21 protein-coding genes and 1 tRNA gene are annotated in these 17,712 nt (G+C 59.3%); 4 read left to right on the top strand and 18 right to left on the bottom strand.

Annotated elements, in window-relative coordinates; all coding sequences use genetic code 11:
* Positions 1-41 precede the first annotated feature (41 nt).
* Positions 42-305: a hypothetical protein gene (locus tag LQ788_RS10035; protein WP_231440615.1), complete on the top strand. Its 264-nt coding sequence runs from the start codon at positions 42-44 to the stop codon at positions 303-305.
* A gap of 760 nt (positions 306-1,065) precedes the next feature.
* Here the strand turns inward: LQ788_RS10035 and LQ788_RS10030 are convergent.
* The 12 genes from LQ788_RS10030 to LQ788_RS09980 all read right to left on the bottom strand — a co-directional run bounded on the left by LQ788_RS10030 (position 1,066) and on the right by LQ788_RS09980 (position 8,361).
* Entirely contained in the window at positions 1,066-1,911 is an 846-nt protein-coding gene (locus LQ788_RS10030; RefSeq protein ID WP_231447302.1) for a phage major capsid protein, read from the bottom strand.
* Positions 1,912-2,070: 159 nt separating this feature from the next.
* On the bottom strand, positions 2,071-2,370 hold the full coding sequence (locus LQ788_RS10025; RefSeq protein WP_231447300.1) for a hypothetical protein: 300 nt from the start codon (positions 2,368-2,370) through the stop codon (positions 2,071-2,073).
* Positions 2,367-2,597 (bottom strand): hypothetical protein, encoded by a 231-nt coding sequence (locus tag LQ788_RS10020; protein ID WP_231447298.1) that lies wholly within the window; start codon positions 2,595-2,597, stop codon positions 2,367-2,369. The genes LQ788_RS10025 and LQ788_RS10020 overlap by 4 nt, the downstream gene beginning before the upstream one ends.
* On the bottom strand, positions 2,594-2,800 hold the full coding sequence (locus tag LQ788_RS10015; protein WP_231447295.1) for a hypothetical protein: 207 nt from the start codon (positions 2,798-2,800) through the stop codon (positions 2,594-2,596). Before LQ788_RS10015 ends, LQ788_RS10020 begins: the two co-directional genes overlap by 4 nt.
* Complete coding sequence (locus LQ788_RS10010) at positions 2,797-2,994, bottom strand: hypothetical protein (protein ID WP_231447293.1); 198 nt, start codon at positions 2,992-2,994, stop codon at positions 2,797-2,799. The genes LQ788_RS10015 and LQ788_RS10010 overlap by 4 nt, the downstream gene beginning before the upstream one ends.
* 306 nt (positions 2,995-3,300) lie before the next feature.
* Positions 3,301-3,504 carry a WhiB family transcriptional regulator gene (locus tag LQ788_RS19955; protein ID WP_394801339.1) on the bottom strand — a complete coding sequence of 68 codons (204 nt, stop codon included), beginning with the start codon at positions 3,502-3,504 and terminating at the stop codon, positions 3,301-3,303.
* A 587-nt stretch (positions 3,505-4,091) separates the two neighbouring features.
* Complete coding sequence (locus LQ788_RS10005) at positions 4,092-5,507, bottom strand: AAA family ATPase (RefSeq protein WP_231447291.1); 1,416 nt, start codon at positions 5,505-5,507, stop codon at positions 4,092-4,094.
* Between the two features lie 73 nt (positions 5,508-5,580).
* Positions 5,581-5,832, bottom strand: a complete 252-nt coding sequence (locus LQ788_RS10000) for a hypothetical protein (RefSeq protein ID WP_231447289.1) — start codon at positions 5,830-5,832, stop codon at positions 5,581-5,583.
* Positions 5,822-6,028, bottom strand: a complete 207-nt coding sequence (locus LQ788_RS09995; RefSeq protein ID WP_231447287.1) for a hypothetical protein — start codon at positions 6,026-6,028, stop codon at positions 5,822-5,824. The genes LQ788_RS10000 and LQ788_RS09995 overlap by 11 nt, the downstream gene beginning before the upstream one ends.
* Positions 6,021-6,239 carry a helix-turn-helix domain-containing protein gene (locus tag LQ788_RS09990; RefSeq protein WP_262908348.1) on the bottom strand — a complete coding sequence of 73 codons (219 nt, stop codon included), beginning with the start codon at positions 6,237-6,239 and terminating at the stop codon, positions 6,021-6,023. The genes LQ788_RS09995 and LQ788_RS09990 overlap by 8 nt, the downstream gene beginning before the upstream one ends.
* Before the next feature lie 709 nt (positions 6,240-6,948).
* On the bottom strand, positions 6,949-8,145 hold the full coding sequence (locus LQ788_RS09985) for a tyrosine-type recombinase/integrase (protein ID WP_231447283.1): 1,197 nt from the start codon (positions 8,143-8,145) through the stop codon (positions 6,949-6,951).
* Between the two features lie 143 nt (positions 8,146-8,288).
* A tRNA-Ala gene (locus LQ788_RS09980) sits at positions 8,289-8,361 on the bottom strand.
* Positions 8,362-8,493: 132 nt separating this feature from the next.
* Here LQ788_RS09980 and LQ788_RS09975 point away from each other — a divergent pair.
* The gene (locus LQ788_RS09975; protein ID WP_231447281.1) at positions 8,494-9,702 is read left to right on the top strand and encodes an NAD(P)/FAD-dependent oxidoreductase; all 1,209 of its coding nucleotides are present in this window, start codon (positions 8,494-8,496) and stop codon (positions 9,700-9,702) included.
* A gap of 17 nt (positions 9,703-9,719) precedes the next feature.
* Positions 9,720-10,442 (top strand): alpha-ketoglutarate-dependent dioxygenase AlkB family protein, encoded by a 723-nt coding sequence (locus LQ788_RS09970; protein ID WP_231447279.1) that lies wholly within the window; start codon positions 9,720-9,722, stop codon positions 10,440-10,442.
* 40 nt (positions 10,443-10,482) lie between these two features.
* On the opposite strand, the gene LQ788_RS09965 is transcribed toward LQ788_RS09970, so the two are convergent.
* From LQ788_RS09965 to LQ788_RS09940, 6 genes are read right to left on the bottom strand one after another with little or no spacing between them, the layout of a single operon-like run.
* Positions 10,483-10,875, bottom strand: a complete 393-nt coding sequence (locus tag LQ788_RS09965) for a cation:proton antiporter (protein ID WP_317207068.1) — start codon at positions 10,873-10,875, stop codon at positions 10,483-10,485.
* An 11-nt stretch (positions 10,876-10,886) separates the two neighbouring features.
* Positions 10,887-11,147: a monovalent cation/H+ antiporter complex subunit F gene (locus LQ788_RS09960; protein ID WP_231447275.1), complete on the bottom strand. Its 261-nt coding sequence runs from the start codon at positions 11,145-11,147 to the stop codon at positions 10,887-10,889.
* Positions 11,144-11,542, bottom strand: coding sequence for a Na+/H+ antiporter subunit E (locus LQ788_RS09955; protein ID WP_317207067.1), 399 nt, complete (start codon positions 11,540-11,542; stop codon positions 11,144-11,146). The genes LQ788_RS09960 and LQ788_RS09955 overlap by 4 nt, the downstream gene beginning before the upstream one ends.
* Positions 11,539-13,056 (bottom strand): monovalent cation/H+ antiporter subunit D family protein, encoded by a 1,518-nt coding sequence (locus tag LQ788_RS09950; RefSeq protein WP_231447273.1) that lies wholly within the window; start codon positions 13,054-13,056, stop codon positions 11,539-11,541. The genes LQ788_RS09955 and LQ788_RS09950 overlap by 4 nt, the downstream gene beginning before the upstream one ends.
* Positions 13,053-13,385, bottom strand: coding sequence for a sodium:proton antiporter (locus LQ788_RS09945; protein WP_231447271.1), 333 nt, complete (start codon positions 13,383-13,385; stop codon positions 13,053-13,055). Before LQ788_RS09945 ends, LQ788_RS09950 begins: the two co-directional genes overlap by 4 nt.
* Positions 13,376-16,456, bottom strand: coding sequence for a DUF4040 family protein (locus LQ788_RS09940; protein WP_231447269.1), 3,081 nt, complete (start codon positions 16,454-16,456; stop codon positions 13,376-13,378). The genes LQ788_RS09945 and LQ788_RS09940 overlap by 10 nt, the downstream gene beginning before the upstream one ends.
* 124 nt (positions 16,457-16,580) lie before the next feature.
* On the opposite strand from LQ788_RS09940, the gene LQ788_RS09935 reads away from it, so the two are divergent.
* A complete protein-coding gene (locus LQ788_RS09935) occupies positions 16,581-17,711 on the top strand; it encodes a glycosyltransferase family 4 protein (protein WP_231447267.1) in 1,131 nt (376 codons plus the stop codon).
* The last annotated feature ends 1 nt before the right edge of the window (position 17,712 follow it).

Genomic DNA, 17,712 nt, shown 5'->3' with positions numbered 1-17,712 from the left:
GGGGTGGTCTTTTCTTCTCCCTAAGGTGCACAATAGAACACATGTACGAACAGTTCACCGGGAACCCATCCAACCAGCAAGACATCCTCAACGGCCTACCAGCACGCGACAGACCGGCACGAAAACGCATCCCAGTCCAAGCACGCATCATGTGGGAACGCGACGGCGAAGAATGGAAACCAGGGCACGCACTCCGGTTAGACGAAGAAGGAAACGCGATCTTCGTCGAGTTCATCGACAGGCGAAAGAAGTTCACCGGGGTATGGCTGCACCCCGACGATGTGCAATGGGACGGGAAACAATGAGGCCATGAATGCACGAAATCGCCCCTGCAGGGCCACGAGATGACCACCACAGGGGCGAGGTCCGTTTACAGCACGATACAGCGTCTACGGGGCACATACACCCTCATCTAGGATCATTTGGCGCATCGACTCCGGCCAGGACCAGTCTCCTTCATGGCCACCCTCCCACTGCGAGAACTCGGGACCAGACACGAGGTTCGGGGAATGGATAATGACCCCGGCAATCTCCGAATCCATGCGATCCTCAACAGCAGCGTCATACAAAACCTGCTGAGTCTCCGTGGGTAGCTGCTTCCACCACTTCTCCCGGTCAGCGTCCACAATGTTCATGTCAAACCCCTTCGTTTGCAAATCGGTAAACCGAACACTACACCTGAACCCCCACACTGGTAACATAATTCTTTCACCGTGTGTAAATAATCCGTCAATGCCTCGGGCGACGGCGTAAGTGGTTTCTGCTATACCCCCTAGGGGTATCATCTAGAACTAGGGGCACCCTGTGGAAAACAACCACTCCACACGCAGGCCCTAGTCGAGGGGATGGCTAGCGTGACGGTGGGGAAGGGATTGCGCCCCAGGGGTGGGCGATCTCAAAAAAATGCGGGGAGAGCGCGCAATGGCGGGAGGAGCGACGCTGACACCACCACGGCACCGGGGTGTGGCCAGGTGTTGAGTGAGGAAATGCCCCGCACTCAAGTCGTGTTGACTCGAATGCGGGGCAAGTGTGACTCAACTACTCCGTTCGGAGTGGTTCAGTGGGTTAGGCGACACCATCGTCAATGGTGAACGAACCAATACGATCAGGCTTCACAATGTTGTGACCAATGCGCCATGTTGCACGCACACCAATCGAGTCAGAGTTGAAGTAGATCTGATCTGATGTTGCAACGTTCACTGTTCCGAGAGCTGAAACGATTGCAGACTTATCGATGACGAGTCCTGTGTTCGCGCTCATTGCAGCCGACACTGTGACAGGCAGGTCGAGTAGCATGCGCTGCGCGTCGTTGGTGCCTGCACCGAGCAGTCCTGTGTTCGCCCCGGTAGCGGTCTTCAGCTTCATGAGGTTAGCCCAGCCCACAGGGTCAATGATGATGCCGGTGGGTACACCACCGTTGGCTTCCAGGGCGGCTACCAGGTCAATGAGGGCATCCAGGGAGCCTGTGACCTCACCCCCGGCCTCAATGCCGGTGACGTTGAGAACACCAGCGGGAGGGGTGACTGCTGGGCTGGTGGGGGCTACCTGTGCGAGGAACGCTTCATCTGCCTTGCGTGTGATGGCACGGGAGACACTGGCCGACATTTCGGTGGCAGTGTTGCCGGTGACGTACTGTTCGCGTGAGAGGCGGATGAGCTGCGCGATCTTCCCTGTGTGCACCAGGACCTCAGCAAGGCCGGGATCGGATTCGCTGATGGTTGCACCTTCGGCGAAGAACGTTGCACTGGCATCGTCAACATAGGCGACGCGCACTGCTGGTTCGTCACCCTCAATGCTTCCGAGGTTCGTGGTGTGCTCAAGGATGAGAGCATTCTTCACGGCTTCGACGGGTGCGAAGCTCGTAATATCTGGGGACCAGGCTTTGTCTGAATTGGTTGTGAAACCTGCCATGTTTGGCTCCTAACGGTTTGCGGCATGAGAAAAGGTCAGTGCCGCCGATGTGAAACGACGGTCACTGACCTTTTCGAGTTGGCCGCTGGCCGATGAGGGTTGGAAGGCCCCACGGGGGTTTGCTTCCTATATCTAATTATACACTACGGGTGCAAGGCTTTAGCTTTCCCCGATTTGGAACGCTTCGGTGAATGTGGGTTTCTCGTCGGTGAATAGCCATGGTTTTAGTGTTCGTGCTGTTTTGAGTTGTTCGCGTAGTTTCCCGTGGTCGAGTGTTCCTGCGTGGAATAGTTCACTGATATTGATTCCGGCATCGTCTACGGCGCGTGGGTCGAGTGATGATGTTGTGGTTATGGCGTGTTGCACGATTTGCCGGTGGGCTATGGTTAGGTGTGCTTCGAGTTCCCGGCAGCGTGTGCGCCATTTCGCGCATTCTTTGGAGAGGTCTGCTTTGCTCATTTGAGTTCCATTACTGTGAGATTTGGAATGTCTTCTGGTGTTAGACCGGCTGCACGCACTTCGGCAGCGGTGACGGTTATGCCATCGAGTTTCTGTGTGTGCGTTTCTGACACGTCAATACCGAGTGGCATACCGTTAACGTCTTCTAGAAACTCGGGTTCCTCGGTGAAAGTCACCATGCCACCATGTGCAATGTTGTTGAGTTCTAGCAATTGCTTCTTATTCATTCTGTGCATCCTGGGATTTCGTCGGCAATACGATTACAAAGATTCAATGCTTCGTCACGGCGTAGAACAATGGGCATTCCTGCGATCTTTACGACCACACCAAGCCCACCATTGGAGAAGTAGGCGCGGCCTACCATTGCGTCTCGGGCGATCTGCCGGTTGCGCTTTTCCCAGCCTTCGTGTTCTCTGAATCCGACACTCATTTGTTCAGTCCTTCCGCCATGGCTTCACGCACAATCCTGTCGATAGCAATTTTTTCGGTGAGGATACGTGAACAGAAGTTCGCTAGATCATAGAGTTCGTCAATGCATTCATCTTTTGTTAGCGTCTCAGGGTCGGCTTTGATTCCTACACCGTATGCGAGTCGGAACGATCGGTCAGGGTTAATTGGTTTCATTTTGTCACTCCGTTTTCTGTGAGGTCCGCGAGGTCGTTGATTAGTTTCGTGACCTCATCGGGTTTGATTTTCATCCATGCGTAGCTGCCACGGGATATGGCAACGAATCTGGTTCCGTCTTTGTGGGTGTTGAGTTTGACGTGTAGTTGTGGTTGCCCGCTCACCTTGTTTCCCATTCTTGTAATCGTGTTCCGTCGCCTTTGGTGTTGGCGCGGTCAATGTTGTATGCGGCAAGTTCGCCAGTGTTATCGGCGTACATTCGGTATTTGGGCTTTTTTGGGTTCTCTGGGCGCATCCATGGGGGTTTCATCTTGCAACCCCTCCCCACACGGCTCCGCGTTCACCGGCTGTTTCGGCGTACTCATGGCAGGCGGCTTTGGCTGGGCAGTCGCCACAGAGTCGAATGGCTGTGGCTTTGTCGGCTTTGCTGCGGCTAGTCCATTCACTGCGGTCCCGGCATGGTGTTTGCTGGCCGACAAAGTGACCTTGAAGGACTAACCACGCCTGCATCGATTCCTTAGGCACCCCGAACCCTGCTAACGAAATACCGGGATCGTCGGGTGGTTCGTGTGGGCGTGACGTGCCCTTGATGTACTCGCTCATGTTCTCCTTTGAATGAGGACCGGCCCCAGCGGTAAAGCCAGGGCCGGTCAGGTGTGCCATTTGACACTGGTGGGTTATAGAGTTGCTTTCCACTCTTCTCTCACCCGGTCAATAGCCTTGGCGTGATCTACGGTGAAGTCCCTAAACAGAAGATCGCGCCCCAGGATCGGCCACAGCTCAGCGGAACTAACGGCAGGAGGTCGAAGGCCGCTTTCAACGACAACTAGATATTCCCTAGCAATTACGCCCACCCAGTCATCACGTTTACGCTGGTCTGCCAGATAAGAATGAAACGTGCTCATTTGGTGTCCTCCATTGCGTTGAGAATTGCGTTTGCGAATCGTTCGGCTTGGCGCATGGTCATTACGTGGATTCGACTATCTACGCGGATCATTACCCCGTTGTCCCCGTCTGCCAGCAATGCGGGTTGCGCCCTGTTCTGGTTCATGACGTGATCGTTTTTTGCTCTGAGTTCTGGTTTCTCAACGAAGTGGTTACGCACTGAAAAGTTCCTCTCCGGTGCAGGTGCAGTTCTGTTTGCCCCATGCCGGGGTGGTTGAGTATCCGCATTCGCTGCATGTGCCGTCAGTTGGCTCAGCTGTTGGCTCAGTTGGCCCTACCTTGGTCTGACTGAGCTGACTGGTCTGACTCAGTAAATACGCGGGTTCAGGTGAGCTGACTGAAGATCTGACTGACTGTGCTTTGGGTTCAGTTGGTTCACCAGTTGGCTCACCTGATCCCCTAGAATTCGCAGTTAGGTCAGTTAGGTCAGTTGGCTCATGTACGGGGGTGGTGGTCTGACTGGATTTCGTGCTTGGGTGGTGCCACACAGTCTTTGGTCTGGCTTCGTTCGTGCGGGAATGCCAAATTCCAGCGAATCCCCTTGCCCGTTTAATCGTAGAGTCGCTGTACCCCTCGCTTTTAGCGGCTGCGAAGATATCTTCCCGTTTCGCGTCCATCGACTCCACACGACTAAGGTATTCGAGAAGAAATTCTGCGCATTCCGCTTTCTCTGACTTCTCACCATCATCAATATCCTGGCTAATCAGCTCGCTAACGTTAAGGTCAGTTCGCTGAATGTTGGCTACCGCGCCGCGCTCCTGCACGGTCCCGTCCCCCAAGGTGACCCCTCGACTGACAATCTCGAATTCGTAGCTGAGAGCATCGTCTTTCGAGTAGTTGCCCTTGTCGGACGAGAAGACACGCTTCTCGGTCTCGGGGTCTTTAGCGAATCCCCAATATGAGCGTGTGAGGTCTCGCCATGCGTGTGAGCCTGAGAGCTTCGCGCCTACACTGCTTCCACCCTTGTTGAAGTGGGCAATGAGTAGGACAGAGATGCCCAGATTCTGCGCCATGGTCGCCACAGGATCGAATGCGCGTCGAACGTCCTTTGCGCTGTTCGGGTCACCTTCCAAGAAACTCAGTGCAGGGTCGAACACAACCAGCTTCGCGCCGGTCTCTCGCACTGCGGTTTCGATTTCACTGAGGTCGAGTGGGAGCACTGCGACGGTCTCAGCCGTGGTATTGCTATCGGCGGAGTAGGACTCAACGATGTACTTGTACACCAGGTCTTCGTTTGCCCCGGCTGCGGCGAGTCTTGGCCCCATCTGTTCGGCCCATGAGTCTTCTACTGAGAGAATGAGTGTCGCGGCGGGGTTACGAATGTCTCCGTCGAGTTCCCCGCGGGAAAGCCTCGCTGCAACGTCAACCATCATTGTTGACTTGCCGGTGCTGCCATCTCCACCAAACACTGTCAGTGTGCTCAGCGGGATCATATCGGGAATGAGCCATCTTTGGCGTTTCTTCGGGATTGCGCTTGATGGGATTGCTTTCCCGTAGCGTCCCGACTTTCGTGCGGTCGGGTCCCATTCCGCACGTTCGGCGGGGGTGTAGTTGAAAACGTCGTCCACGTGGACTCCTAATCTTGGTAAGCGTGGCCCGTGGGCCTAAAAAATGTGAGCGAGCTTGCTCTGAAAAGTGGTGTTACCGAATGCCGCGTTTGGCGCGTTCCTCGCCGGTCTTCACCATTTGAATGACCATCTTTGAGAAGTCAGCGTTAGCTGTGCGCTGCTCTGCCCGGTCTGTGATCTTCCAGGACACAAGTTCGGCGAACTGGTCATTGCTCAACTGGGCCGCTGCGAACCCCTCCGCATAGCCCTTGTCGTAACCGGACTGGACTGCGGAATGGTAAACGCCCAACCACTGTTCGGCGTGGTCGCATTTGTCATTCACCATCACCGGCCCCGTTCTTCATGATGTTGTAGCAAGCGCGCTTCCCAGTTGGGTCCGTAACCACTCGGTCGCCGTTCGGCTTCGCGCCCTTGCCTGCCGGGTGCTCAGACATGGCCTGTTGCCGGTTCCGTTCGAGTCGTGACGCGTACATGTCCGCCTGCTTGCGGAGCTTCTGTAGCTTCATCTGCCGCTCAGTCATTGCGCACCCCGTACATCGGCGTGACGGGCGTATACAGTGCCATGAGGTCACTGTCCGCGATGCGAATGGCTCTGCCGATGCGGTAGGCGCGTAATTCGCCGTTGGCGATGTGTCGGCGGATCGTGGCCTCAGACAAACCCGTTGCGTTCGCGCTGCTGGCGATAGTTTGATTTGGGATCGTGGAGGGTGTAGCGTTGCGAGTGTTCTTCAAGGTAGTGGCCTATCTTGTTGATCCGAAAAAGCTGAATATGAAAAGCCCCGCTTCTGTGACCAAACGTCAGCGGGGCTATCGGCGCGTGCTTGCGCGCTGTACACTATTTTACTTCATGCGTCAATTCCTAACTTTGGGTGGCTCGTCTTAGTGGGCACAGGAATGCCCGGACAAGGATGTGTGGGAATGAGCAACAGTAGTCGTGCTCATAGGGTCAATTGTTTCACGTAATCCGGTGCTGAGCCGTTGTTGTTTCGATCATCCACAGGCAGCTTCATTGGATTTACGCGGAATATTGAGTAAAACAAATACTTCATCCACAGTTGTTCGGCGTGTCGCGTCAATCTGCCATTTTCGGCAAGACGAATGCACGGGCCGCATGTGTGGGATTGAACGCTAGATGTTGCGTTCGAGGTCGACTCTACCCCTATATCCAGTGTTACACCAGTGTTGTTTCGATCGTCCACAACCTGTGTTCAAACCGTCCACAGTTATGCACAGATTACGAATGACATGGGTGTAGTTCGCCTACCTGCGGGAATAGTGGTCAGGGTGGCCAAATGGCCAATGTGCTTCTGGTGCTCGTAACACCGTTTTCCACACCTGTCCACACCCAAACTTTTCACCTGTGGACATTTCTTCGGCGTGTCGATAACGGACACAGTACAGTGCGGGTTCATTGCATTTCGGACCGCGAATCTACAACGCACTACTTCGGCTTGATTTGGTCGGAGAGCTGCCCCGCCAACATTGCGAGCCGGTCTCTAGTCGCGTGCTGATACTTCGCCACAACCTCGGCAGACGAATGCCCCGCGTACCGCTTCAGTTCCTCTAACGTCGCACCAGCCTGTCCAATGCGGGTCAGTGCCGTATGACGTAAAGAATGGAAAGTGAAGTACTCCAAGGCATCGTTCGGGTGCTCGGCATTCCACAGGTCACGTGCATTGTTGAAACGCTTCCGCAACGTATTTGGATGATTCCACTTCTCCCCCGCCCTGGGGAACACCAGCGCAGACTTTGCGTCACCAATCGTCCGCAGATGACGAATCACATCATTGTTCAGTGCAGCGGGGACAGGCACAGTACGCACACCAGCTTCAGACTTTGGTTCAGTCTCGTATAAGCCTTTACCGCGCGCCTGTATCTGCTTCGTGATCGACACCCAGAAATGGCCCTCACCCTCTTGGAAGTCCTGCCTTTGCAGTGCCAGAATCTCACCCATACGTAACGCGCACCACGCGGCCAAAAGAATCGCTAGGCGGGTGTCTGTGGGCACTGATTCTGCCACAAAATTAACGGCCTCCAATGAGGCTACTGGTTCGCTGTCACGGCGTTCTGGGTGGTGCTTAGCGGCACCGGACACTTTGCATGGTGAGTGGTCTATGAGGGGTTCGAACGCTGAGGATTGGCCGCGTGCGTTTCCTGCCGCGTAGTTGAAGAATGCTGACGTGGTGAGATAAACGGACCGGGACACGCTGCGCCCTCTGGTCTTTGTCAGTTCCTCGAACCAGTCTTCAATTTCTTTCACTGTGATATCGGCAATGGGCCTGTGTCCGAGCTTTGGTTGCAGGTGGGTTCGCATCCGAGACTCATACGTGTAAATGGTGCCCCGAGCTTTCCCCGACGTTCTGAGGAACTTTAGGTAGTCCTCCACTACTTGATCGACGGTGATCGCGGAGCGTTCCTGTGCCTGTTGTTCCTGTTTCGCTTGGGCTTTGCGTGTGGACATGGGGACGAATACGCCACGCACTATTTCAGACTTGGCAATGGACAGGCCTGCCTTAGCGTCTGTGAGGGTGTCGAACTGCCCTATGGACTGCTGCCGTCCTTGGAAGTAGACGCGGGCACGGTACTTGCCTTTGGGGGTTCGGTTGATGCCTGTGGGTAGTTTCTCGGTCTTCGCCATGCGCTCAGTATAGGACTACCAGGGGACTAGTCCTGTACCGATTAACGATGATTCGTGACTACTCATGACCACTGGGACTAGAGCCAGCATCCCCGAGTTCTAGGCGAAAACCCCGAAAACACGCGGAACGTGCTATCCTGAAGTGGAGCTTAGGGGAATCGAACCCCTGACCTTTTCATTGCGAACGAAACGCTCTACCAACTGAGCTAAAGCCCCTTCGTTCTTCACTTTACGCCGAAGGTCCCGTGGTGCACAAAACGGGTTCCTACCTGTGCAGGTCCGGCGTCAGTTGACTCGCCGAGACAGTCGGTACAAGGTGGAGGAAACCCCCTCGTGGAAGGACAGACAATGGCTCAGGAATTCGGAACTGTCATCATCGGCGCAGGAATCGGCGGCGGAACCGCAGTCGAGGCTCTGCGCGACGGTGGCTACACCGGGTCGATCGCTCTCATCGGCGCCGACCCGGCAGCACCCTACTACCGTCCGGACTTGTCGAAGAAGGTCATGCTCGAAGGCTCAGATCCTGCAGAGTCGGCGCTGCGCGGAGAGGACTGGTACCCCGCCCACGAAGTCACGACGTTCTTCGGCACCACGGTCACAGGCTTGGATCCCCAACAGCAGAGCCTCACACTCGACAACGGCGACAGCCTGGTCTACGGACAGGTGATATTGGCGACCGGTTCGACTCCGCGGTCCTTGGACGTGCCCGGCGCCGATCTGGGCAATATCCACACCCTGCGCGATGCCGGTGATGCCGTAGCAATCCGTTCTCAGCTCAGTCAGGGCAGCAAAGTCGTCATCATCGGCGGCGGCTGGGTCGGTCTCGAAGTCGCTGCGGCTGCCCAGAACGCCGGCAGCGATGTCACCGTCGTCCTGCGTTCGACTCCCCCACTCAAGTCGGCCCTCGGGAAGGAGATCGGTGAGTACTTCGAAGAGCTCCACAAGGCCAACGGCATCAAGTTCGTCACCGAGGCTGACACCACAGGATTCTCAGGAACGAAGGCCGTCGAAACCGTCAAAACCAGTGCCGGTGACCTTCCTGCCGACCTGGTCGTTGTGGGAATCGGCGCAGACCCCACCATTGAACTTGCCGCGTCTGCTGGGCTGGAGACCGATAACGGCGTCATCGTCGATGAGCGTATGCGCTCCAGCGATGCCAATATCCTCGCCATCGGCGATATCGCAGCCGCGCAGAACACGTTGCTCAACCAGCGTCTGCGCGTCGAACACTGGGACAACGCCGTTCGCCAGGCCGAAGTCGCCGCAGCGACCATCACCGGTGGAGACCAGGAATACGACTGGGAACCGTACTTCTACACCGATCAGTACGATCTCGGCATGGAATACGTCGGCCACGGCTCAAGTGACGATGACGTCGTCATCCGCGGCGACAGATCAAGCGGGGAATTCATCGTCTTCTGGACTCGCAGCGGAGACGTCACCGCCGCGATGAACGTCAACATCTGGGATGTCGGTGACGAACTCCGGGCACTCATCGGCAAGAGCGTGTCCGCCGCACGATTGCAGGACCAGTCGATCGAACTCACTGACCTCTGAGCTCGAATCGTCCTGCCATGGAGTCACTCTTCGCCGACGAGGCCTTCGACCGCCGCCCCCATGTCATCGCACCGGGGGCGGTGTGGTTGCCCGGGTTCCTCGATGCCGCAGCTCAGGATTGGATCATCCGGCAGTACGCGAAATGGCAGTCGGGGCCGGTGCCGGCACATGCGACGTCGATCGCCGGGCATCCGATGAGTGTGAGAACCATCGGGCTGGGCTGGCATTGGCAGCCCGGCCGCTACGATCGGCACGCGCGTGATGTCAATGGCCAGCGCGTCATGTCGTTCCCAGACTGGATGACTCGCCTGGGCAGCCAGGTCGTCTCCCACGCTGCCGAGGTGGTCGCCGATGATCCCGACTCCCCCGCTGATGCACCGAACTTGTGGGGCCTCGTTCCGGAGAGTTACCAACCCGATGTGGCGCTCGTCAACTACTACGACGGTCAGGCGAAGATGGGGATGCACCAGGACAAGGACGAGTTCGACCCCGCTCCTGTCGTGTCTCTATCCCTCGGAGACACATGCATCTTCCGGTTCGGCAACACCGACAACCGCAACAAACCCTATGAGGACATTCGTCTGGCCTCCGGCGATGCCTTCGTCTTCGGAGGGCCCGCCCGCTTCGCCTTTCACGGGGTGACGAAGATCCTCGACTCAACCGCACCTGCGCACGGCCGGCTGGACCACCTCGGCGGCGGCAGGATCAACATCACGATGCGCACCACGGGCAAGGACTAGCCTGCCCGGGCCCCGAACTCAGCTGCCAGGACCCAACAGCTCAAGCCCCAGTCCTCGGATGATCAGGAGAGTCGGGGTCGTCGTCAACGACGCCTGCAGGTGGGCGGGCCAACCGATTCGGTGCTGTTTTTCGGTACACAGGCTGCCCAGAGAGCACACTGGCCCGCGAGAGCGTGTTGCTGGCCACGGACGAAACGATGATCAAGCACAGCACAGCCACGACGGCCATCAGCAGAGAGCCCCAGCTGAAGCCTTCGGCGTGGAGGTCGTAGACATAGACTGCCGCCACGATCAGGGGCATGCCCATCCCGGTTGCCGGCGAGAACACGTTGATTCGGGACAACGCGTCGCGGACCCGGAACATCGCGATGGCAGAGAAAAGCATGAGCAGCGAGCCGGTGATCCCGAAGATTCCGACCAGGGTAGTTGCCACAGCATCATTCATCAGCGCAGCCCCCTGGTGAGGATTCGTGACAGAGCGACAGTGGCCAGGATGCCGACCATGGATGACAGGAAGATCGCATCGAGGACGATCGACGAGGAGACGAGGATGCCGAACATGGTGAGCATACCGATGGCGGAGAAGTACATGAGATCGCTGACGATCGCGCGCGAACCCAGGTCCTTGGCGGTCAGTACACGGACCAGGCCCACGATGACGGCCGCGGCGAGGATGATGATGCAGATGCTGACGACAACGGTCATGAGCGCTCTTCCTCCTGTACAACCTCGTCGGAGGCGGTCGGTGGTGAGGACGGTGCCCGCCCCCGTGTCATTGCCAGCAGTCGTGACTCCATGTCGTAGAGACCTTCCATCGCCGCCTCTTCGGATTCCTCAAACAGGGCGTGGACGAAGAGCACCGGCGGCTGTGTGGAGGTGCCTGCGGCGATGGCCGTGACCAGGGTTCCGGGGGTGATCGTGATCGACGAGGCGAACAGGGTCACCTCAAGATCGGTCACGCACCGCAATGGGATCTCCACAATCATCGGCTGCGCATACTGACCGGGCCGGAAGAGTCGGGTGACGATGGTCAGCGAGCCGGTCACGATGGCCCAGCCGATGTAGGCGAGATAGGACAGTGCATGGATGAATCGCATCATTGTGCCGTCACCGCCTCGATGTAGGCACTGTGGTCAAGCAATGCTGCAGCGGCGCGAGAAGTGACCTCAAGCAGCGGTGCGGGGTAGGCGAAGATCGCCACCGACAAAGCGATCATGATCGTGCCGGGCACCAGCAGTCGCGCGGGTATCCGGACGCTTCTGGTGATCGGTACTGCAGGGGCGCGTCCGGTCTCGGCGGAATCGGGTCGGTAGGTCTGCATCGGCGGCCCCCAGAAGGTGTTTCGCCACAGGCGTTGGAGAGCCAGCAGACTGATCAGGGCTCCGAGCACGATTGCGCCGGCCAACCACCAGCCCAGTGTGCCTTCGCTGCCGGTAGCAGCGGTGATGAGTCCGACCTTGCCCCACAGGCCCGAGGTGGGCGGGAGGCCGATGAGGGAGAACAGGCCCAGGATCATCAGGATCGTCGCCCACCTTTCTCGGCTGGCCAGCCCGGTGAGCTTCTTGAATGAGCCGCTGCCGTAGGTCTGTTCGACGGCTCCCATGATGAGCAGCAGCCCAGACATCGTGATCATGTGGTGGACCATGTAGAAGGCACCGGCGCCCAGCGCAGTCGAGGTCAGGAGGACCACACCGAGCAGTATGTGTCCGACCCCGCCGGTCATCTGGAAGGCGAGGACGTTGCGCACCCTGTTCTGTCCGAATCCGGACACTGAGCCGATGAGGATGCTGGCGATGGCGATGACGACGATGACGTTGACCCAGGCGGCAGGTTCACCGTACATGGTGGTGTAGATCCGATAGATCGCGTAGAGAGCGACCTTCGAGTGCAGTCCCGAGAACAGCGACATCATGCCCGCCGAGGTGTTCGGGTAGCTGCGTACCAGCCAACCGTGGAAGGGCGCGCCCCCTGCCTTGATGATCAGTGCGAAGAGGACGACGCCGATGGCCAGAGCTCCCTGCCCGGTCGGTGCCCCCATCTGGGCGAGGACCGCAATGTTCACGGTGCCGGTGGCTCCGTAGACGAAGCCCACCCCGATGAGCAGGATCGTCGAGGTCAGGAGGTTGACCATGACGTACATGCGACCCACGCCGAGGCGGCGCCAGGTTCCGGTGACCGCGATGAGGGCGTAGGCCGGCAGGACCATGACTTCGATGAACACGAAGAAGTTGAAGAGGTCTCCGGTCAGCAGCGCACCGTAGACGCCGGTGAGCATCATCAGGATCAGTGCCGGGACGAACCGGTATTGGTCCTCACCTGTGGTGATCAGGAAGATGCAGCTGACGACGGCGACGACGGAGGTGAGCACCAGCATCAGAGCGGTGAACGTGTCGGAGACGAAGGGGATGGCCAGGCCGGGGACGTATCCGCCCACGGAGTGGGCAAGCACGGGCTGCCGTTGGTGGACGATGAGCAGGACGATGCCGGAGACGCCGACGAAGCTCGGGGCCGCCAGCAGCAGGATGCGGTCGAAGGTGCGGGAGGTGATGAGCACGCTCAGCGCCGAGAACAGAAGCGGCAGGCCGATGAGCAGGAGCAGGAAGGCGGGGTTCATGATTCGCGGCCCTCCCCTGTCTCGGGGGCTCGTTTCTGATCATCGTCGTGACCCAGGACGGCCAGGGCGAGCATGAAGATCGTCACCGCCAAAGTGATGACGATGGCGGTGAGGACGAAGGCCTGCGGCAACGGGTCTGCCGCCAGGCTCTGATCTCCACGATTGCTCAGCGGTTCGACGCGCCAGGCGCCGACCCCGGCGGAGAGGAGGATGAAGTTCGCAGCGTGGGAGATGAGAGTGAGTCCGAAGACTCCTCTGACCATCGACCGCTGCATCATGAGGTACACACCACCGGCGGTGAGCACTCCGATTGTGAGGGCTAGGACCATCTCGCACCCTCCTGCTCATCTGTTGGTGACTGTTCCGATGCCTCGTCGCCGGGCCCTTCGACGGGTGCATCACCGCGGAGGATATGGGTGGAGGAGGCTTTGACCTTCGCATCCGGGTCGGCGACCTTCGACCGCCGGTCACGGGGAGGCCTCTCCCCTCTGATCGCGTCCAAGGGGCCGCTGAGTTCACCGTAGAGGAGCTCATCGGCGCGCTCACGGGTCCGTTCGACGTCGCGGCGGATGATGCCGTTGGTCAGTACGTCATCACCGGCTGGAGTCGCCGCAGAGTCCGAAACGCCCAGGAGGTTGAAGGACAGCAGAATCAGGCCGAGCACCGCAAGGTAGACGCCCACGTCGAAGAGCATCGACGTCGTCAGGTGCTGTCCGAGGAACTCCGTGTGCAGGGGCTCGAGGAACGAACCTGCGGCGATGAGTCCGATGAGTCCGGTCACGACCGCGGTGGCTACGCCGGAACCGATGAGGTACAGCGGTGCTCGTGGTGGTCCGATGGCTCGGTCTTTGGCTGTGGACATGTAGAGGAGGCCGATGACTGCTGATCCGACCAGCGCTGCGATGAAGCCGCCGCCGGGCTCGTTGTGGCCGCGCCAGAAGATCACCAGCGAGGTCAGGCCCAGAAGCGGGCCGAGCACTCTGATCGTCAGCTGTTGGGGGATCACGTTGGGCCAGGCTTCGTGGACACCACGGTAGGCGGTGGTGCCGCGGGGCCGGATCGAGACCCAGGCCTGCCGCGGGGGTTCGGGAATGTTCTCCGCGGGCGGATCGATGAACTTGTCCTTGACCGTTGACATCACTGCGACGATCGCGATCCCGGCCATGCCGAGGACAGTGAGCTCCCCGAGTGTATCCAGAGCACGGAACTCAACGAGGATGGTATTGACGATGTTGTGCCCGCCGCTGATGTCGGGAGCGTTGTCGATGTAGTAAAGACCGAGGTCGGACCGTTCGCGTCGACCGTTCAATGCCAGTGTCAGCACGGTGGCCGCCAGTCCGACGACGAGGGCGAAGATCACGCGGGTGGCCTGCAGACGCTTGGGATATCTCCAGAACGAGCGGGGAAGCTTCTGCAGAACCAGCATGATGACGATGATCGTCATCGCCTCGACCAGCAGCTGAGTGAGCGTGACGTCCGGGGCACCGAGCGCCAGAATCTGCACGGTCGCCAGAATGCCGACTCCCGAGAGTGCCACGACCGTTGTCAGACGCGAATGGGAGGTGCAGACGACGAGCACGGCCGCGGTGATGAGGACGAGAAGAACAATGTCGATGGGCCGCCACAGACCTTCCTGCAGCGGAGGCAGGTCCGAATAGATGATTGGGACTGCGGTGAATGCGAGAACGGCCAGTCCGCCTAGCGACATCGCCAGGTAGGGACCGGAATTCATCGGCTTGACGAAGACGCCGAGGCCTCGGCCGACCCTGCGCAGTGCCCAGGTGAGACCGTTGATGAGGTCGGCTCCGTCGAAGCCGAGGGTGGCGCGGTGGAAGAAGACGAAGACGCGGGACCGGTTGAGGATGATGACCACACCGATCGCGATGATCAGCAATGAGGCGATGAGTTCGACGTTCACCCCGTGCCACAATGCCAGGTGCACCGGACCTGTCGATTCGTACAGGGCGGCCCTGACCGCTTGGCTGATGGGGTTGTCGAAGACGAACAGAGCGAAACTCAGCGGAACCGAAGCGAGGATCGGCACCGCGGCGGCAATGAGCATGACCGGAGAACCGTGACCCAGACGTGCTCGCTCCACGGGCTTGCCGTCGAGGAATGCGCCCCACACGGTCTTCGCGCAGTAGGCGAAGGTGAGCACCGAAGCACCGACGGCCACCAGCAGAGCAGCCCACCCGGTCCAGGCGGAACCGGGTGTATCGCCGAAAGCGGTGAACAGTGCCTCCTTCGACACGAACCCAAGCAGCGGCGGGATGCCCGACATGGAGGCACAGCCGACGATCATGACGATGAACGATGCCGGTGCAGCGCGCATCAGGCGTGGGATGCGGGTCAGTTCGCGAGTTCCGGTGAGGTGATCGACGACGCCGACCATCATGAACAGACCCGATTTGAACAGGGCGTGGGCAATGACGTGCAGGGTGGCAGCGGCGATTGCGACCTCGGAGCCGATGCCGATCACCGCGGTGATGAGTCCCAGCTGGGAGACCGTGGAATAGGCCATCAGCTTCTTGACGTCGTATTGGTTGAGGGCGAACCACCCGCCGATGCAGGCGGTGATGAGGCCGGCGACGATGAGCAGGGTGTTCCACGCCGGCGTGGCATGAAATGCCGGGGTGAAACGCAGCAGCAGGAAGATGCCGGCCTTGACCACGGCGGCCGCGTGCAGATACGCGGAGACCGGAGTGGCCGCGGCCATCGCGTCGGGCAGCCACGAGTGAAAAGGGAACTGAGCCGACTTGGTCATCGCTGCAACGGCGATGAGGAGCGCGACCAGAGTCGTCACCGGCGCCTGGGCTGACCAGACCGGTGAGCTCAGTGCCTCATGGACGTTCGTGGTGCCGGTCACTGCGATGATCACACCGGTGGCCACCAGCAGGGACAATCCGCCGAAGAACGTGATGAACATGGTGCGCAGCGCAGGCGCTTGGCCGGGCGACCCAGACCTGGCGATGAGGAAGAACGAAGCCAGGGAGGTCAGCTCCCAGCAGACGAAGAGCAGCAGAAGGTCGTTGCTGAGGACGAGCATGACCATCGAGAAGGTGAAGATCACCATCAGCCAGTAGAAGCTCGTGTTCCGTCCGCGGTCCAGGTATCCGGTCGAATAGACGAAGACGACCGCCCCGATGATCAGGGCGATGTAGGTGAAGATGACGCCGAGGCCGTCGGCGCGCAGCGCCAGGTCGACACCGAAGGTGGGAATCCACTGGTAGCTCACTTCCGGGGTGGACCCGGCCATCACCTCGGCGGCGGTAGGGGTGAACAGGGCCGCGATGCCCAGGTAGGCCACGGCCAGGGGCCAACCGCTGGCCCGGCCCAGCATACGCGTGATGAAGGGTGTGACAATGATGAGTCCGGCGAGAGCGACAACCGTTAGGATCATGATCGAGACCTCAGGGCCCCGGACGCAGGTGATGCTTCCTTCACTCACTGACCCTTCGACACAATGAACGCAGTCTCTCGCAGACGCAGACTTACAGATGATCAGACTATCGACTCGGAGTTCCATGAGCAAAAGCACAGGCACCCCTCAGACGAGCGACACGATCCGCGTGTTCTTCGACGCTCGCTTCACCCGCACGACCCATCACGACGGCATCTCCCGTTATGGTTCGTGCCTGCTCGAGGCCCTGCTCAGCGCCGTCGCCGGGACCGACATCGAGGTCACCGCGATCATCAGTGACGAAGATCAGCTCGCTCTGCTTCCAAAGTGCCGATGGGTCAAGCTCAACTCCCCCACCTCCGCAAAGGAGGTCGTCATCGCCAAGCAGCTCAATGCCCTCGGCGCCGACGTCGTCTTCTCCACCATGCAGGTCATGGGGTCCACAGGACGCCGATACGGGCTCATTCTCACCGTCCATGACCTCATCTACTATTCGCATCCGCTGCCCCCTGCCGATCTCCCGGCAGCTGTGCGACTGCTGTGGCGGGCCTACCACCTCAGCTTTGCACCACAGCGTCTGCTGCTGGGGCGCGCCGATGCGATCGCGGCGGTGAGTCAGACGACGAAGGGGCTCATCGCCGATCACCGCCTGTCGTCGAAGCCGGTGACCGTGGTCTCCAACGCCGCCGAGGTTGCTGTGGCCGGATCTAGGTCAGTGAACAGGCACGATGCCCGGTCCTTGGTCTACATGGGTTCGTTCCTGCCGTATAAGAACGTCGAAACCCTCATCCGTTCGCTGCAGCACCTCCCGGGGTGGACCCTGCACATCGCCAGTCGCATCGACGGCAGGCATGAGGCTGCGCTGCGTGCGCTGATCCCTGACCGGGCGAAGGTGATCTTCCACCGAGGTGTCAGCGATGAGGAATACGCGGCGCTGCTCGAGGGAGCGACTGCCCTGGTCACGGCGTCTCAGGAGGAGGGATTCGGACTCCCTGTCATCGAGGCGATGGCCCAAGGTGTGCCGGTGGCGATTTCGGACATTGCGATCTTCCACGAGATCGCCGGGAACGCCGCCGTGTACTTCGACCCCGATGATGCCGGTGACGTGGCGGCTGGAATCACTCGCCTCACCGATGCGAAGCTCTGGTCCGAGCTCTCCGCTGCGGGCCAGAAACAGGCAACAGCCTTTGACTGGGATTCATCGGCTCGCGCGCTGGTGGGCATGATCCGCGAGGTCCACGCACTGCGCCAGTGAG

The organism is Brevibacterium zhoupengii, from assembly GCF_021117425.1.
Lineage (GTDB): Bacteria > Actinomycetota > Actinomycetes > Actinomycetales > Brevibacteriaceae > Brevibacterium > Brevibacterium zhoupengii.
This window is presented reverse-complemented; position numbering and strand designations above follow the sequence as displayed.

Excerpts from the sequence above, each read along its gene's own strand:
- LQ788_RS10025 (WP_231447300.1), bottom strand. The coding sequence starts at position 2,370 with ATGAGCAAAGCAGACCTCTCCAAAGAATGCGCGAAATGGCGCACACGC.
- LQ788_RS09950 (WP_231447273.1), bottom strand. The coding sequence starts at position 13,056 with ATGAACCCCGCCTTCCTGCTCCTGCTCATCGGCCTGCCGCTTCTGTTC.
- LQ788_RS09970 (WP_231447279.1), top strand. The coding sequence starts at position 9,720 with ATGGAGTCACTCTTCGCCGACGAGGCCTTCGACCGCCGCCCCCATGTC.
- LQ788_RS09955 (WP_317207067.1), bottom strand. The coding sequence starts at position 11,542 with ATGATGCGATTCATCCATGCACTGTCCTATCTCGCCTACATCGGCTGG.
- LQ788_RS09985 (WP_231447283.1), bottom strand. The coding sequence starts at position 8,145 with ATGGCGAAGACCGAGAAACTACCCACAGGCATCAACCGAACCCCCAAA.
- LQ788_RS09940 (WP_231447269.1), bottom strand. The coding sequence starts at position 16,456 with ATGATCCTAACGGTTGTCGCTCTCGCCGGACTCATCATTGTCACACCC.
- LQ788_RS10030 (WP_231447302.1), bottom strand. The coding sequence starts at position 1,911 with ATGGCAGGTTTCACAACCAATTCAGACAAAGCCTGGTCCCCAGATATT.
- LQ788_RS10015 (WP_231447295.1), bottom strand. The coding sequence starts at position 2,800 with ATGAGTGTCGGATTCAGAGAACACGAAGGCTGGGAAAAGCGCAACCGG.
- LQ788_RS10020 (WP_231447298.1), bottom strand. The coding sequence starts at position 2,597 with ATGAATAAGAAGCAATTGCTAGAACTCAACAACATTGCACATGGTGGC.
- LQ788_RS10010 (WP_231447293.1), bottom strand. The coding sequence starts at position 2,994 with ATGAAACCAATTAACCCTGACCGATCGTTCCGACTCGCATACGGTGTA.
- LQ788_RS19955 (WP_394801339.1), bottom strand. The coding sequence starts at position 3,504 with ATGCAGGCGTGGTTAGTCCTTCAAGGTCACTTTGTCGGCCAGCAAACA.
- LQ788_RS10000 (WP_231447289.1), bottom strand. The coding sequence starts at position 5,832 with ATGGTGAATGACAAATGCGACCACGCCGAACAGTGGTTGGGCGTTTAC.
- LQ788_RS09960 (WP_231447275.1), bottom strand. The coding sequence starts at position 11,147 with ATGACCGTTGTCGTCAGCATCTGCATCATCATCCTCGCCGCGGCCGTC.
- LQ788_RS09945 (WP_231447271.1), bottom strand. The coding sequence starts at position 13,385 with ATGGTCCTAGCCCTCACAATCGGAGTGCTCACCGCCGGTGGTGTGTAC.
- LQ788_RS09995 (WP_231447287.1), bottom strand. The coding sequence starts at position 6,028 with ATGACTGAGCGGCAGATGAAGCTACAGAAGCTCCGCAAGCAGGCGGAC.
- LQ788_RS10035 (WP_231440615.1), top strand. The coding sequence starts at position 42 with ATGTACGAACAGTTCACCGGGAACCCATCCAACCAGCAAGACATCCTC.
- LQ788_RS09935 (WP_231447267.1), top strand. The coding sequence starts at position 16,581 with ATGAGCAAAAGCACAGGCACCCCTCAGACGAGCGACACGATCCGCGTG.
- LQ788_RS09975 (WP_231447281.1), top strand. The coding sequence starts at position 8,494 with ATGGCTCAGGAATTCGGAACTGTCATCATCGGCGCAGGAATCGGCGGC.